Below are 16,045 nucleotides of genomic sequence, written 5' to 3' on the forward strand. Positions count from 1 at the left end.
GATACCGAGGGCACAACGGCGAGGAGGGCTCATGCCGCAGGGGATCGCGATCATCGGCCTGTCCTGCCGGCTGCCCTCGGCGGAGGACCCGGCCGGCTTCTGGGCCTTGCTGCGCGACGGTCGTCGCGCGATCGGCGAGCCGCCCACCGGCCGGGCCACCGTCCCCGGTGCGCCACCCGCCGGCTATCTCGACCGGGTCGCCGACTTCGACCCGGCGTTCTTCGGAATCTCGCCGCGAGAGGCCGCCGCGATCGACCCGCAGCAGCGGCTGATGCTCGAACTCGCCTGGGAGGCCGTGGAGAACGCCGGGATCAGGCCGTGCGCGCGGACCGGTGTCTTCATCGGCGCGGCGTCCGACGACTACGCCACCCTGCTCGACCGCGCGGGTGAGGACGCCGTCACGCAGCACTCCATGGCGGGTGTCCGGCGTGGTCTGATCGCGAACCGCGTCTCTTACGCCTTGGGGCTGCGCGGGCCGAGTTTTGTCGTCGACTCCGGGCAGTCGTCGTCGCTGGTCGCCGTGCACCAGGCCGTGGAAAGCCTGCTGCGGGGGGAGTGCGCGGTCGCCGTCGCCGGTGGTGTGCACCTCAACCTCGTGCCGGAGGGCGCAGTCCTGGCCGAACGCTTCGGCGGTCTGTCGCCGGACGGGACCGCTCGCGTCTTCGACTTGCACGCCAACGGATTCGTGCGCGGTGAGGGCGGCGCGGCCGTCGTCCTCAAGCCCCTCGACCAGGCGCTCGCCGACGGTGATCTCGTGCACGCGGTGATCGCGGGCAGTGCGGTGGGCAACGACGGTGGCGGGGCTGGACTCACCGCTCCGGACGCCGACGCACAGGCTGAAGTGCTGCGGCTGGCTTACGACCGCGCCGGGATCTCGCTGCGGGACGTGCAGTACGTCGAGCTGCACGGGACCGGTACCAAGGCCGGTGACCCGATCGAGGCCGCGGCGCTGGGGCAGGTCTTCGGCCGGTCGGTGGTCGTGGGTTCCGCGAAGACGAACGTGGGTCATACCGAGGCTGCTGCTGGTGTCACGGGGCTGGTCAAGGTCGTTCTCGCACTGCGCAACAGGAAGCTGCCGGCCAGCCTCGGGTTCGAGACGCCCAATCCGGTGGTGCGGGATCTGGGGCTGCGGGTGCAGACGACGTTGGCGGACTGGCCTGAACCCGATGCACCGCTCGTCGCGGGCGTTTCGTCGTTCGGCATGGGCGGCACGAACTGCCACGTCGTCGTGCGGGAGGCTCCGGCGAGGGAGCACGCGGCCGCTGCTGTGCCGACCGCGCTTCCCTGGTTGCTGTCGGCTCGCACGCCGGAAGCTCTGCGTGACCAGGCTGCCCGGCTTCGGGCGTCCGAAATGGATGCGGTGAACACCGGGTTCTCCTTGGCGGTGGGCCGGAAGCATCACGAGCACCGGGCTGTTGTCGTCGGTCGCGACCACGAGGCGTTGTCGCGCGGCCTGGACACCCTGGCCGGTGGTGGGCGAGCGCACGAGATCGTCCGCGGCCGGGTTTCCCCGCGCGGCTCGCTCGCGTTCCTGTTCAGCGGTCAGGGCAGCCAGCGTGCCGGGATGGGTGTGGAGCTCGCGTCGGACTTCCCGGTGTTCGCGGAGGCTTTCACCGCCGCGTGCGCGGCGTTCGACGGGCTGCTCGACCGGCCGGTCGCCGAGGTCGTTCGTGAGGACGGAGACGACCTCCACCGCACCGAGTACACCCAGCCCGGCCTGTTCGCCTTCGAGCTGGCTCTCTTCCGGCTGTTCGAGAGTGCCGGGGTGCGGCCGGACTTCGTGGCGGGGCACTCGGTCGGTGAGCTGGTGGCGGCACATGTCGCCGGGGTGTTCTCGCTCTCCGACGCAGCGAAGCTGGTTGCCGCTCGCAGTTCTTTGATGCAGGCGTTGCCCGCCGGCGGCGCGATGGTCGCGGTGGAGGCTGCTGAGGAGGATGTCCGTCCGCTGTTGGGCGACCAGGTTTCGCTTGCCGCGGTGAACGGGCCTGCGGCTGTGGTGCTGTCCGGTGACGAGGACGCGGTCCTTGCCGCTGCGGAGGAACTGGCCGCGCGGGGGCATCGGACCAAGCGGCTCACTGTCAGCCACGCGTTCCACTCCGCCCGGATCGAGCCGATGCTGGCGGAGTTCGGCCGGATCGCCGGTGAAGTGTCCTATTCGGACCCACAGCTGCCTGTGGTGTCGACGGTCACCGGACTTCTCGCGACCGAGCTGGGGACCGCGGGGTACTGGGTGCGTCAGGCCCGTGAGGCCGTCCGGTTCGCCGACGCCGTGCGCACTCTGGAAGCCGGTGGGGTCACGGACTTCGTCGAGATCGGCCCGGGCGGGGTGCTCACCGAGCAGGCCCGCGCGACGGTCACCGGGGCCGAGGTCGTTCCGGCTCAACGCGGTGCCCGGTCCGAGACCGCCGCGCTGTTGCGGGCGTTGGCGGCACTGCACGTGACCGGTCGTGAGGTCGAGTGGGGCGCGGTTTTCGCCGCGTGGCACGGAAACCGGGTGGAACTGCCGACCTACCCGTTCCAGCGGGAGACCTACTGGCTGTCGGACCAGCCGCGGGAGCGCCACGAGGTGCGGGTGGAACCCGCACTCGGCATCAGTGATCTCGTCGGCCAGCTGGACCTCGTCCTCGCCGAGGTCGCGGCCGTCCTCGAGCACCGCTCCCCGACCGACGTCGACCCGGCCAGGACGTTCCGCGACCTGGGCGTCGACTCGCTGACCGGCCTCGAACTGCGCGACCGGCTCGCGGAGGCGACCGGCCGCACGCTCCCGGCGACGCTGCTGTTCGACCACCCCACGCCCGAGGCGGTGGCCGCGCACCTGGTCGGCGAGACCGAGACCGAGGCACCCGTGGTGTCCGGGACGTCGGACGAACCCATTGCCGTGATCGCCATGGCCTGCCGGTTTCCCGGTGATGTCGAGAGCCCTGAGGATCTGTGGCGGCTGGTCGCCGAGGGGCGGGACGCGGTGGGCCCGCCGCCTGCCGACCGAGGCTGGGACAGCGCGGCGGTCCGCGACGGCGGGTTCCTCAGCGGTGCGGCCGAGTTCGATCCCGCGTTCTTCGGCATCAGCCCACGCGAAGCCCTCTCGATGGATCCCCAGCAGCGGCTGGTGCTGCAGGCCGTGTGGGAGGCCTACGAACGCGCCGGCATCCGGCCGGAAACCGTTCGCGGTCACCGTGACGGTGTCTTCCTCGGTGCCACCCAGCACGAATACGGCCCGCGGTTGCACGAGGCCGCCGAGATGTCCGAGGGGCACCTGCTCACCGGTACGACGACGAGCCTGATCTCGGGCCGCGTCGCGCACGTCTTCGGGCTCGAAGGCCCGGCCGTCACCGTGGACACCGCGTGCTCGTCTTCGTTGGTGGCGCTGCACATGGCCGTGCGATCGCTGCGCACGGGGGAGTGCGGGCTCGCGTTCGCCGGTGGTGTGGCCGTGATGTCCGGGCCGGGGATGTTCGTCGAGTTCGCCAAGCAGGGCGGCCTTTCCGACGACGGCCGCTGCCGTGCGTTCTCCGCCGACGCTTCCGGTACCGGCTGGGCGGAAGGCGTGGGTGTCGTGCTGCTGGAGCGGCTGTCCGACGCGCGTCGCCACGGGCATCCCGTGCTGGCAGTGGTCCGCGGCACCGCGGTGAACTCCGACGGCGCGTCCAACGGCCTGACCGCGCCCAGCGGTCCCGCTCAGCGCAAGGTGATCCGCCAGGCCCTGGCCGACGCCGGTCTCACCGCTTCGGACGTCGATGTCGTCGAGGCGCACGGCACCGGGACCGTGCTCGGCGACCCGATCGAGGCGGGAGCTCTGCTCGCGACCTACGGCCAGGACCGGGAGACCCCGCTGTGGCTGGGGTCGCTGAAGTCGAACATCGGGCACGCGCAGGCCGCCGCCGGCATCGGCGGTGTGCTGAAGCTGGTGCTGGCGTTGCGGCACGGTGTCGTGCCGAAGACCTTGCACGCGGAGGTGCCGTCGCCGCACGTGGACTGGTCCGCGGGGGACATCCGGCTGCTGACCGAGCCCGTCGCGTGGCCGGCCGGGGACCGGGTCCGCCGGGCGGCCGTGTCGTCGTTCGGGATCAGCGGTACCAACGCGCACGCGGTGCTGGAGGAGGCACCCGCGGTCGATGCGGGCGCCGCGGCCGGAGACGACCTGGCGCCGTGGCTGCTCAGCGCGAAGACGAAGGACGCACTCGCTGCTCAGGCCCGGCGGCTGCGGGACCACCTGGTCGCCCGACCGGACCTGCCGCTCGCCGGTGTCGCCGTGACGCTGGCCGCGCGGACCCGGTTCGAGCACAGGGCCGGTCTCGTCGCCGCCGATCGCGACGGGTACCTGTCCGCGCTGGAAGCGTTGGCGGAGCGCGGAACCGGCATCGGGCAGGCAACCCATGGCGCACTCGCGTTCCTCTGCACCGGCCAGGGTTCTCAGCGTGCTCGGATGGCGCACGACCTGTACGAGACCTGCCCGCCGTTCGCGGCCGCGCTCGACGACGTGTTCGCCGCGCTCGACCCGCACCTGGACCGTCCACTGCGGACGGTGATGTCCGCGGAGGACTCGGCGCCGCTCGACGACACCCGCTACACCCAGCCCGCGCTCTTCGCCGTCGAGGTGGCGTTGTTCCGGCTGTTCGAGCACTGGGGCGTCCGGCCGGACTTCCTCGCCGGCCACTCGATCGGCGAGCTCGCCGCCGCGCACCTCGCCGGAATCCTCGACCTGGCCGACGCCGCCCGGCTCGTCGCGGCTCGGGGCGCGCTGATGGCCGCGTTGCCGGCCGAGGGCGCGATGACCGCGGTGGAGGCGACCGAGGACGAGGTCGGTCCGCTGCTGAGCGACCAGGTTTCGCTCGCCGCGGTGAACGGGCCGACCTCTGTCGTCGTCGCCGGTGCCGAAGAGGCGGTTACGAGCATTGCCACGCATTTCGCGGAACGCGGTCGCCGGACGCGACGGCTCAACGTCAGCCACGCCTTCCACTCGCCCCTGATGGACGGGATGCTCGACGCGTTCCGCGAGGTCGCCGAGTCGGTCACCTATCGCCCGGCGCGGATCCCGCTGGTGACCGACGGAGATCCCTGCACCGCCGGCCACTGGGTCCGGCACGTGCGCGACACCGTCCGGTTCGCGGCTGCGGTGGGCAACCTGGTCGAGGCAGGCGTCACCACGTTCGTCGAGATCGGTCCGGGCGGCGTGCTGAGCGCGATGGCCAGGGACTGCCTGCCGGAGGGCGACTTCGCGGTCCTTCCGACGTTGTGGGCCGAGCGCGACGACTTCCAGTCCGTGCTCACCGCCTTGGCCGGGGTGGCCGTGCGCGGTGTGGACGTCGACTGGTCGGCGGTTGTGCCAGGGGCTTCTCCTGTCGATCTGCCGACGTACGCGTTCGAACGGCAGCGGTTCTGGCTGCCGCCGCGCTCGTTGCGCGCTGATGTCGCGGCCGCCGGGCTCACTCCGACCGGGCATCCGTTGCTCGGCGGTGGCGCGGAGATCGCGGGTACCGATGGCGTGCTGTTCACCGGTGTGCTGTCCGTGCGGACGCAGCCGTGGCTGGCCGAGCACGTGGTGCTGGGCGCGAACCTGTTGCCCGGCAGCGCGTTCGTGGAGCTGGCGCTGCTCGCGGCCGGGCAGGCGGGCTGCGACCGGCTCGACGAGCTCGTCCAGGAGACGCCGCTCGTGCTGCCCGCCGACGGCCGGGTCCAGCTCCAGGTCGCACTCGGTGCGCCGGACCGGTCCGGCCGGCGCACGATCGTCGTGTCGTCGCGGCCCGACCAGCCTTCGGTGACCGCGGGCTGGACCCGGCACGCGGCCGGGTTCGTCTCGGCCGGCGGCGAGGTGCCGTCGTCCTCGGAGGTCTGGCCGCCCGCGGATGCCGAGCAGGCCGACCTCACCGGTCGGTACGACGAGATCGCCGAGGCCGGGTTCGCCTACGGGCCTGAGTTCCGGTGCCTGCGCGCGCTGTGGCGGCGGGGCGACGAGCTGTTCGCCGAGGTCTCGTTGCCGGAGCATCGCGTGGCCGAGGCCGCGGGCTACGGGCTGCACCCGGCGCTGCTGGACGGTGCGGTGCAGGTCGTCGCGTTCGGCGACCCGGTCGGTGCGGGGCGGATCCCGTTCACCTGGAACGACGTCCGTCTGCACGCCACCGGTGCGAGCACGATCCGCGTCCGGTACACCCCGGTTGCCGATGGCTTCTCTCTGTCCATTGTGGATGCCGCGGGTGCGCCGGTCGCCTCTGTCGGCGCGCTCGTGCTGCGGCCGGTCACGTCTGACCAGTTGACGGCCATGGTCGCCCAGGACGATCTTTACCGGATCACGTGGACGCCGGTGCCCGCTGCGGAAACCTCGTCGGGCTGTGTGGTGACCGCTGACCTCGATGCGCTCGTCGAGGTGCCCGACTTCGTCGCTGTGCGGCCGGAAACCGGCTCCGGTCCGGTGCCGGAGCAGGCGCATGCCGCTGCAGCACACGCGTTGGGGCTTGTCCGCGCGTGGCTCGCCGATCCCCGGTTCTACGGTGCCCGGCTCGTCTTCGTGATCAGCGAGCTCGCGCACGCGACCGTGCGCGGCCTGGTCCGTTCGGCGCAGACCGAGCACCCCGGCCGGTTCGTGCTGCTGGAGACCGAAGATGAGCTGACGCCGGGCGAGATCGCCGCTGCGGCGGCCACCGGCGAACCGGAGGTCGCGCACCGCGACGGTGCGGTGTTCGTGCCGCGGCTCGTCCGGGCCACCGTGCCGGACGTGGCGCCGGCCGCGGACCCGGACGGCATCGTGCTGATCACCGGCGCCACCGGTGGGCTCGGTCGTGAGCTGGCCAGGAGGTTGGCAGGTCAGGGATACCGGCACCTGCTGCTCGTCAGTCGCCGCGGCCGGGCCGACGACCTGGTCGCGGAGTTGGGAGAGAGCGTCACGGTGGCGGCCTGCGACGTCGCCGACCGCGACGCGCTCAAGGCGTTGCTGGACGGGCTTTCGCGCCCGCTGACCGCTGTGGTGCACGTGGCCGGTGTTCTTGCCGACGGTCCTGTGGAAGCACTGTCGGTCGAGCAGCTCGACGACGTGCTGCGGGCCAAGGTGGACGCCGCCTGGCACCTGCACGAGCTGACCTCCGACCTCGCCGAGTTCGTGGTGTTCTCCTCGGTCGCGGGCACCCTGGGCACGGCGGGGCAGGCGAACTACGCGGCCGCCAACACGTTCCTCGACGCGTTGGCGCAACATCGGCGTGCTGCGGGACTTCCGGGCACCGCGCTGGCTTGGGGTCTGTGGGAGACCGCGGGCGGCATGGGTGGCGGGCTCGCCGCCCAGGACCGGATTCGGATGTCCCGCACCGGTGTCGGCGCGCTGCCGACCTCGGACGGACTCGACCTGTTCGACCGGTGCCGTGGTGCCGAGGACGCCGTGCTGGTGCCGTTGCGGCTCGACGAGGCCGGGTTGCGGGCCGCGGGCGCGGTGCCGCCGATGCTGCGGAGTCTCGTCCGCCTGCGCGCGGGCAGCACGAAGGTCCGGACGAGCGGGACGATGTCGCGGGAGGCGCTGACCGAGCTCGTGCGCGGTGAGATCGCGGCCGTGCTGGGGCTCGCGAACCCGGCGGCCACCGCGCCGGACCGCGCGTTCAAGGAGATCGGGTTCGACTCGCTGACCTCGGTCGAGTTCCGCAACCGGCTCGCGGCCGCCACCGGGTTGCGGCTGCCCGTCACGCTGTTGTTCGACCACCCGACCCCTGCCGCGGTGGTGGACCGCCTGCACGAGGAGCTGGCCGGTCCCGCCGAGAGCGCGGACTCCGCCGCGCCAGCCGAGGTCTCCGGCGATCCGATCGCGATCGTCGCCATGGCGTGCCGCTTCCCAGGTGGGGTGACGACTCCGGACGAACTGTGGCGGCTGGTCGTCGACGGCCGGGACGCCATCACCGAGTTCCCCTCCGACCGCGGCTGGGACGTCGAGGCGCTCTACGACGCCGATCCCGACCGCCCCGGCCGCACGTACACGACGCGCGGCGGGTTCCTGCACGACGCGGGCCTGTTCGACGCGGAGTTCTTCGGCATCAGCCCGCGTGAGGCCGTCGCCATGGACCCGCAGCAGCGGCTTTTGCTCGAAACCTCCTGGGAGGCCTTGGAGAACGCGGGGATCGATCCGCACGCCCTGAGGGGCAGCCGCACCGGTGTGTTCGCGGGTGCGATGTACCACGACTACACCGCGCGTCTGGCCCCGCTGCCGGAGGAGGCCGAGGGGTACTCGTTCACCGGCGGTTCCGGCAGCGTCGTCTCCGGTCGCGTCTCCTACACCTTCGGTTTCGAAGGTCCCGCGGTCACGGTCGACACGGCGTGTTCGTCGTCGTTGGTGGCGCTTCACCTGGCCGCACAGGCGTTGCGTGCGGGTGAGTGCTCGCTCGCCCTCGCTGGCGGTGTCGCCGTGATGGCCACGCCGGGCTCGTTCGTCGAGTTCAGCCGTCAGCGTGCGTTGGCGCCGGATGGTCGGTGCAAGCCGTTCGCGGCGGCGGCCGATGGCACCGCCTGGGCGGAAGGTGCCGGAATGGTGCTGCTGGAACGCCTTTCCGACGCGCGCCGCAACGGGCACCCGGTGCTCGCGGTGCTGCGCGGGTCCGCGATCAACTCCGACGGCGCCTCCAACGGCCTCACCGCTCCGAACGGGCCTTCCCAGCAACGCGTGATCCGCCAGGCGCTCGCGGCCGCCGGTCTGTCCACTTCGGACGTCGATGTGGTCGAGGCGCACGGTACCGGCACGCCGCTCGGTGACCCGATCGAGGCACAGGCCCTGCTGGCGACCTACGGCCAGGACCGCTCGGACGGTCCGCTGCTGCTGGGATCGCTCAAGTCGAACATCGGGCACGCCCAGGCCGCCGCCGGTGTCGGCGCGGTCATCAAGATGGTGCAGGCGATGCGGCACGGTGTGCTGCCGAAGACGCTGCACGTCGACGAGCCGTCGCCGCACGTCGACTGGGCCTCGGGCGCGGTGGAGCTGCTGACCTCGAACTCCGGGTGGCCCTCGGTCGCGCGGCCGCGGCGTGCGGCGGTGTCGTCGTTCGGGATCAGCGGCACCAACGCTCACGTGATCCTGGAAGGCGTTCCGGCGCCGGCACCGGCTCCGGTGGTGCAGGAGCCGGTGCCGTGGGTGCTGTCGGCCAGGACCGAAACGGCGCTGCGGGACCGGGCGCGTCAGCTCCTGTCGTTGGCCGACGGCGATGTCGCCGGTGTCGCACGTGCGCTGGTGACGCGGTCGCGGTTCGAGCACCGCGCTGTCGTCGCGGGTGACCTTCGCGCGGGTCTCACCGCGCTGGCCGAGCAGGGCAGTGGTGCGGGGGTGGCTCGGGCCGGTCGGCGGGTCGTGTTCGTGTTCCCCGGTCAGGGCGCGCAATGGGCGGGCATGGGGCGTTCGCTGCTCGGCTCGTCCCCGGTGTTCGCGGCGCGGATGGCGGAGTGCGCGGGCGCGCTCGCGTCCTTTGTGGACTGGAATCTGCTGGACGTGCTCGACGACGCCGACGCGTTGGCTCGGGTGGACGTGGTGCAGCCGGCGTTGTGGGCGATGATGGTGTCGCTGGCCGAGGTGTGGCGTTCGCACGGGGTCGAACCCGCGGCCGTCGTGGGTCACTCCCAGGGCGAGATCGCCGCCGCCGTGGTCGCGGGTGCGCTGTCCGTCGAGGACGGTGCTCGGGTGGTCGCGCTGCGCAGCAAGGCTTTGCTCGCGCTCTCCGGGCGTGGCGGCATGGTGTCCGTTGCCGTTCCGGTGGAGCGGGCTGCCGAGCTGATCGGGCCGTGGGGCGAGCGGCTCTCGGTCGCGGCGGCGAACGGAGCGTCGTCCACCGTGGTGTCCGGTGACGCCGACGCCCTCGACGAGTTGCTGGCCGGTGCCGGTGACGTGCGGATGCGGCGGATCGCCGTCGACTACGCCTCGCACTCGGCGCACGTGGAGCTGATCGAGGACGAGCTGGCCCGCGTGCTGGCACCGGTGCGACCTCGTTCGGCCGCGATCCCGTTCTACTCGACCGTGACGGCCTCGCAGACGGACACCGCGGACCTCGATGCCGCTTACTGGTACCGCAACCTGCGACAGCCGGTCGAGTTCGCGCGCACCACCGAGACGCTGCTGGCCGCTGGCCACGACGTGTTCGTCGAGTGCAGCCCGCACCCGGTGCTCGTCAGCGCGCTCGCCGAGTCGTTCGACGACGTGTCCGACACCGCCGTCGCAGTGGGGACTTTGAAGCGGAACGACGGTGACCTGGCTCGCGTGCTGAACGCCGTCGGCGAGGCACACGTGCACGGTGTGCAGGTCGACTGGGCGTTGCCCGCCGGTCCCGCGGCGGTGCTGCCCGCGTATCCGTTCCAGCGCGAGCGGTTCTGGCTCGACGCTCCGGAGACGGTGCCGGGTGTCACCGGATTGGGGCTCGACGCCGCGGGGCACCCGCTGCTGACCGCGTCGACCCGGCTCGCCGACCCGGACGTCCGGCTGTTCACCGGCAGGCTGTCGTTGCGGACGCTGCCGTGGCTCGGCGACCACGCCGTGCTGGACACACCTTTGTTGCCGGGCACCGCGTTCCTCGATCTCGCCCTGCACGCCGCGCGCGAGGCCGGCCTGGCCGTCGAGGACCTGACCGTCGAGGCGCCGCTCGTGCTGCCGCGTCACGGTGCCGTGCTGGTGCAGGTCACGGTTGCGGAGGGGCGTGAGCTGCGGGTGCACGCCCGTGCCGAGGACGGTGACGCGCCGTGGACCCGGCACGCGTCCGGCACCATCGCCGCCGCGTCGAAGGCTCGACCGTCGCTGGAGTGGCCGCCGGTGGGTGCGGTCGAGGTGGACGTCGAGAAGTTCTACGTCGCCGCGGCCGAGGACGGGTTCGACTACGGGCCCGCGTTCCAGGGGTTGCGGCGGGCGTGGAGGTCTGGGGACTCGGTCTACGCGGAGGTCGAAATCGAGGCTGATGCCGGTGCCTTCGTCGTGCACCCGGCGTTGCTCGATGCCGCTGCTCAGGCTGTCCGGCTGGGTGGGTTCTTCGCTGACGACGCGCCGCGGCTGCCGTTCACCTGGTCTGGCGTGACCGCTCATGGCACTGGTGGTCAGCGGCTGCGCGCGAGGCTTTCGCCCGCGGGGCCGGACACGGTGTCGCTCGCGGTCGACGACGAGCACGGCCGGCCGGTGCTCACCGCGGACGCGTTGACGCTGCGGCCGTTCTCGCCCGCGCAGCTCGCCGCCGGGTCGAACTCGTTGTACCGGCTCGCATGGCAGCCGGTGGAGATCACCGGGGTGCCGTCGCAGGCCGACGTCGTCGTGCCCGCGGGCACTGGTGATGTTCGCGAGGTTCTCCTCGAGCAGCTGGACCACGTGCGCGAGTGGCTGGATCGTCCGGGCGACGAGCGCCTGGTCGTGCTGACGCGCCACGCGACCGGCGATGACGCCACCGACCTCGCTGGCGCGGCGGTGTGGGGGCTGCTGCGGTCGGCACAGGCCGAGCACCCCGGCCGGATCGTCCTGGCCGACCTCGACGACGACCCGCGGTCACTGGAAGCACTGCCGGCCGCTCTCGGTACCGGCGAAGGACAGCTGGCGTTGCGCGCGGGCACGGCCTACATCCCGGCGCTGGCCCGCGCGGAAGTCCGCGCTGCCACCGAACCGTTGCTCGACCCGGATGGGACCGTGCTCATCACCGGAGCACTGGGCACGTTGGGGCGACTCGTCGCGAAGCACCTCGTGCTCGCACACGGCGCCCGGCACCTGCTTCTGCTGAGCCGTCGTGGGGCGGACGCCGAGGGTGCGGCCGGGCTCGTCGCCGAACTCGCGGAACTCGGTGCGGCGGCTCAAGTCGTCGCCGCGGACGCCGCTGACCGCGCACGGCTCGCCGAGGTGATCGCCGGAGTCGAACGTCCGTTGACGTCGGTCGTGCACGCCGCCGGCGTTCTGGCCGACGCGACTTTCACCGCTGTGACGCCGGATCTGCTCGACACCGTGCTGCGGCCGAAGGTCGACGCCGCGCGGCACCTGCACGAGCTCACCGCGGACCTGCCGTTGCGCAGCTTCGTGCTGTTCTCGTCGGTCGCGGGCACCCTCGGCACGGCGGGGCAGGCCAACTACGCGGCGGCCAACGCGTACCTCGACGCGCTGGCACGGCATCGCCGGAACCTCGGCCTGCCCGCCGTGTCGCTGGGCTGGGGGCTGTGGGCGGAGGCCAGCACGATGACCAGCGGGCTCGACCGCACGGACCTCGGGCGGCTGGGGCGCACGGGTGTGCTGCCGTTGTCGAACCGTCAGGGGCTCGACCTGTTCGACGCGGCCTGGGCGGCCGGGGACGCGGTGCTGTTCCCGGTGCGGCTGGAGACGTCCGCGGCGCGGCTCGGTGAGGTTCCGCCGTTGCTGCGCGGGCTGGTGCGCTCGCCGGTGACCGCTGCCAAGAATCAGATCCGGTTGAGCGAGGTGCCCGCGGCCGAGCTGCCGAAGGTGCTGCTGGAGCTGGTGCGCGGCGAGGTCGCGGCGGTGCTCGGGCATCGGGGGACGGCCGCGATCGATCCCGGCCAGCCGTTCGCCGAGATCGGGTTCGACTCGCTGACGGCGGTCGAGCTGCGCAACCGGCTCACCGCGGCGACCGGCGTGCGGTTGCCCGCGACGCTGGTGTTCGACCACCCGACGCCGGCCGCCGTCGCCGCGCACCTGGAGCGCGGGCTGGTGTCCGAACCGGCGCGGCCGGTGGTGCTCGACCACGTGGACCGGCTGGAGGCGGCGCTGGCAGAGTCCACTGTGGACGATGCGGTGCTGGCGGCGGTGGCGGCTCGGCTGGACGCGCTGGGGGCCCGGCTGCGGCGCCCGGAGCCCGTGCCGGACGACCCGGCGCTGCGGCTGCGGACGGCCTCCGCCGACGAACTTCTCGACTTCATCTCCAAGGAGCTGGGCAACCATGGCTGAGCACGACGACCGGGTGCTCGAGAACCTGCGCTGGGTCACCGTCGAACTGCACCAGGCGCGGGAGCGGCTGAAGGCGGCGGAGGAGCCGATCGCGATCATCGGCGCCGGCTGCCGGTACCCCGGCGGCGTCACGACGCCGGAGGACCTGTGGCGGCTGCTCGCCGACGGCACCGACGCGATCACCGAGTTCCCGTCCGACCGAGGCTGGGACGTCGACGCGCTGCACCGGCCGGACGCGCCTGGGCACTCCAGCACCCGCCACGGCGGGTTCCTCGCCGAGCCGGGCGCGTTCGACGCCGGGTTCTTCGGCATCTCCCCGGCCGCGGCCGAGGTCACCGATCCCCAGCACCGCCTGCTGCTCGAAGTCTCGTGGGAGGCGATCGAGCGTGCGGGCATCGACCCGGTGTCGTTGCGCGGCAGCAAGACGGGCGTGTTCGCCGGAACGATGTACCAGGACTACGGCACCGGCGCGGCCGACGCCGACCTCGCCGGCCGGGTGCTGATGGGGACGTCCGGGTCGCTGGCGTCGGGCCGGGTCGCCTACACGTTCGGCTTCGAGGGCCCGGCGCTGACGCTCGACACCGCCTGCTCGTCGTCGCTGGTCGCCGTGCACCTCGCGGTGCAGTCGCTGCGCCGCGGCGAGTGCACGCTCGCGCTCGCGGGCGGGGCGACGGTGCTGGCCACGCCGTCGGTGTTCGTCGAGTTCTCCCGCCAGGGCGGGCTTTCCGCCGACGGGCGCTGCAAGGCGTTCGGCTCCGGAGCGGACGGGACCGGGTTCGCCGAGGGCGCCGGTGTCCTGGTGCTGGAACGGCTTTCGGACGCGATTCGGAACGGGCACCCCGTGCTGGCCGTGGTGCGCGGCTCGGCGGTGAACTCGGACGGCGCGTCGAACGGGCTCACCGCGCCGAACGGTCCGGCCCAGCAGCGGGTCATCGCGGCGGCGCTGGCCGACGCGCGGCTCACTCCGTCCGATGTGGACGCTGTCGAGGCGCACGGCACCGGCACCGCGTTGGGGGACCCGATCGAGGCTCAGGCCCTGTTGGCGGCCTACGGCCAGGACCGGCCATCGCCGTTGTGGCTCGGTTCGGTGAAGTCGAACCTCGGGCACACGCAGGCCGCGGCCGGGGTGGCCGGGCTGTTGAAGATGATTCTGGCTTTGCGTCACGGCGTGCTGCCGAAGACGTTGCACGCCGACGAGCCGTCGCCGCACGTGGACTGGACGGCGGGTGCGGTGTCGCTGCTGACCGAGGCACGGCCGTGGGCTGCGGGGGAGCGGCCGCGTCGTGCCGGGGTGTCCTCGTTCGGTGTCAGCGGCACCAATGCCCACGTCATCCTCGAAGAAGCGCCGGCGGTGGCCGAGGAGTCGTTCGGGCCGGACGACGTCTCCGTGCCCTGGGTGCTCTCCGCCCGGAGTGCGGCCGCGTTGCGCGGGCAGGCGGCTCGTTTGTCCGTTGTGGACGAGCGTGCGGTCGATGTCGCGCATTCGCTGGCTTCGCGGAGCTTGTTCGAGCACCGCGCGGTCGTGCTCGGCCCGGACCGTGCGCTCGCGTCGCTCGCGGCCGGTGAGGAGTCGGCCACCGTCGTCACCGGGGTCGCCGATGCGGGACCGGACGCGGTGTTCGTCTTTCCGGGCCAGGGTTCGCAGTGGGCCGGGATGGGGCGGGAGCTGTTGGATACGTCACCGGTGTTCGCCGCGCGGCTGGTGGAGTGCGCGGCGGCATTGGCGCCGTTCACCGACTTCGACCTGCTGCGCGTGTTGCGTCGTGGCGACGAGCTCGACCGTGTCGACGTCGTGCAGCCCGCCTTGTGGGCGATGATGGTGTCGCTGGCCGCGTTGTGGCAGTCCCACGGTGTTCGCCCGGCGGCTGTGCTCGGGCACAGCCAGGGCGAGATCGCGGCCGCGTGCGTTGCCGGTGCACTGTCCCTTTCGGACGGTGCGCGGGTGGTGGCGCTGCGCAGCCGGGCGTTGGCCGAGCTGTCCGGTCGTGGTGGCATGGTGTCGCTGCGGCTGCCGGTTGACGAGGTGGAAACGCTGCTGGCGGAACGGCCGGGGATCTCGATCGCCGCGATCAACGGGGCCGCGTCTGTCGTCGTTTCCGGGGAACCCGACGCGTTGACCGAGCTGGTCGAGCGGTGCGGTGAGCACGCCAAGCGGATCCCGGTGGACTACGCGTCCCACTCGGCGCAGGTCGACTCGCTGCGGGAGCGGCTGCTGACCGACCTCGCCCCGATCCGGCCGCGCCCGGCCGAGATCCCGTTCGTGTCGACGGTCACCGCCTCGGTCTTCGACACCACCGGGCTGGACGCGCGGTACTGGTTCACCAACCTGCGCGAGCCGGTGCTGTTCGACCGGGCGATGCGGATGCTGGTGGCCGAGGGGCAGACCGCGTTCGTCGAGCTGAGCCCGCATCCCGTGCTGACACCGGGCATGCAACAGACCGCACCGGACGCCGCCGTCGCCGGGGCGTTGCGTCGCGGCGAGGGCGGTCTCACACGGGTTCGGCTGTCGTTGGCCGAGCTCGCGGTGCGCGGGGTCCGCGTCGACTGGTTGCTGCCGGCGGGGCGGCGGATCGACCTGCCCACGTACGCGTTCGACCACCGGAACTACTGGCTGACCACTGCCGGGCCGGCGGCAGGTGCCCAGCCGGAGGTTCAGCAGGACCTGACAGGGCAACGGTCGTTGGTGCAGCTCGTCCGTTCCGCCGCGGCGGCCGTGCTCGGTCACGCGACACCGGAGGACGTCGAGCTCACCGGGTCGTTCCGCGAACTGGGCCTCGACTCCGCGTCGGCCGTCCAGCTGCGCAACCGGCTCGCCGCCGCCACCGGGCTGGAGCTGCCGGTCACGGTGGTGTTCGACCACCCGACGGTGTCCTCGCTGGCCTCGCACCTGCAGGCCGCGCTCTCGGGATCGGCCACCGACCTGGACCGCCACCTCGACGCCGTCGAGTCGGGCCTGCGCGACCTGGACGGCGAGGCCCGCGCCCAGGTGCTGACCAGGCTGCGCACGCTGATCGCGACCGGCTCCGGCACCACGGCTGATCTGGACTCCGCCAGCGCCGACGAGATGTTCGCTCTGCTCGACCAGGAACTGGGTGCCGCGTCGTGACGAACGAAGAGAAGCTCCTGGACTACCTCAAGCGCGCCACCGGCGACCTGCGCGAAGCCCGCGGCCGCGTC

General features: G+C 72.6%; 1 protein-coding gene and 2 pseudogenes. All 3 read left to right on the plus strand.

The window, feature by feature from the left end:
- The first annotated feature begins 31 nt into the window (after positions 1 to 31).
- Positions 32 to 12,868 (plus strand): type I polyketide synthase, encoded by a 12,837-nt coding sequence (locus JOD27_RS00855; protein ID WP_204760182.1) that lies wholly within the window; start codon positions 32 to 34, stop codon positions 12,866 to 12,868.
- Positions 12,869 to 12,875: 7 nt separating this feature from the next.
- A pseudogene (locus tag JOD27_RS00860) lies at positions 12,876 to 15,974 on the plus strand (type I polyketide synthase); the annotation flags it as partial.
- Positions 15,971 to 16,021 (plus strand): annotated as a pseudogene (locus JOD27_RS47360) (polyketide synthase docking domain-containing protein); the annotation flags it as partial. The pseudogenes JOD27_RS00860 and JOD27_RS47360, both read left to right, overlap by 4 nt.
- Positions 16,022 to 16,045: the final 24 nt, after the last annotated feature.

It is taken from the genome of Lentzea nigeriaca (genome assembly GCF_016907955.1).
GTDB classification, from domain to species: domain Bacteria; phylum Actinomycetota; class Actinomycetes; order Mycobacteriales; family Pseudonocardiaceae; genus Lentzea; species Lentzea nigeriaca.